Below are 1,097 nucleotides of genomic sequence, written 5' to 3'. Positions count from 1 at the left end.
GAGGGAAAGCCTTATGACCTTATCGTCATCTACAATCAGTACCTTATTCATGGCATATTAACGGCTATTTCATAGCTGCCGACGCCGACCCTGTCTGCAATCCCATTCTGCCATAGGAGTTCCATTACCTTCACCTTTGCATTTTTTGGAACCATCAGTATGAGCTTGGAGCCTGCCTGCAGCACCTCCTTCCATTTCTCCGCCTTTTCCGGGGTTATACTGCTTTCTGTTTCTACCTCCAGCACAGCGAGTATGAGTCCGTGATTGGAAAGTGTAAGGTCAGGGTTCCCTGCCGGGTTAATCTTTATCTCCTTGTATTCCCTTGAGAGCTTCTGTTTTAAATAATCAACGATCAAGTCATGCAATAGCTTTTCGTTATCCATGTAAACCTCATGGCATCTATTTTCGTTTTTTAGTGAAATCGACTTTAATCACATGCCCCTGCTTTTCGTCTTTTTGTGTCTTTGTCTTTTGCCCCTTTTTGGGCTCGATCTTCTTAACGGACTTTTCGCCCTCTTTCTGACTGCCTATAGGCTGTGGCCCGCTTATTGCTAAGGGCTGAGGCGATGCCATAAACTGGGCATTCAGATCTGGAGAATACACCGCCATTATATCGTCCACTGGTATAAAACATTTCTGGGGGGAAGTGCCGAAAACCAGTGTGGCGGTTATGCCGTAATCATCCCATAGAAAATTCATTCTTGAGTTAAAAACGAGTATTATGCCCTTTTCTTTCTCCTCGTCGCTGAATCCCCTGTTTCCCAAGACCACGTTTTCCGAATGCCTGACGAGGATGAAGACCCTGCTCGCAAGATTAAGCATCTCGAAAAACACATGTTTTTTTAAGCTGTTTAAATTGGCTTCCATCCTCTAAAAGTATATCACATATGAGGAAGCTAAAATTCCATACTCTATCCTGTCCACAATTTTGGCGGTAATATTAAGCTCTGCATGTGCATAACTCAAAGAGAACGATATTATAACTAACAACAAAATAATATATTTCATATCGTTACCTCCTATTATTACCTGCTCTTATATACGATCATAATGGCAAGAAAGATTGCCAGAATTGCTATGACAATAATAGCAATACC

Annotated in this window: 2 protein-coding genes; both read right to left on the bottom strand. The window is 42.1% G+C overall.

The window, feature by feature from the left end; translation table 11 throughout:
• Positions 1-47 precede the first annotated feature (47 nt).
• Positions 48-383: a hypothetical protein gene (locus V7L97_RS11235; RefSeq protein ID WP_333656015.1), complete on the bottom strand. Its 336-nt coding sequence runs from the start codon at positions 381-383 to the stop codon at positions 48-50.
• Positions 384-399: 16 nt separating this feature from the next.
• Positions 400-867, bottom strand: coding sequence for a hypothetical protein (locus V7L97_RS11230; protein WP_333656013.1), 468 nt, complete (start codon positions 865-867; stop codon positions 400-402).
• Positions 868-1,097: the final 230 nt, after the last annotated feature.

The sequence above is a fragment of the Dissulfurispira sp. genome (genome assembly GCF_036745535.1).
GTDB lineage: Bacteria > Nitrospirota > Thermodesulfovibrionia > Thermodesulfovibrionales > Dissulfurispiraceae > Dissulfurispira.
Note: the sequence above shows the minus strand (reverse complement) of the source record. Positions and strands in the feature narration are given on the sequence as shown.

Coding starts and splice junctions, on each gene's coding strand:
- V7L97_RS11230 (WP_333656013.1), bottom strand. CDS start 867: ATGGAAGCCAATTTAAACAGCTTAAAAAAACATGTGTTTTTCGAGATG.
- V7L97_RS11235 (WP_333656015.1), bottom strand. CDS start 383: ATGGATAACGAAAAGCTATTGCATGACTTGATCGTTGATTATTTAAAA.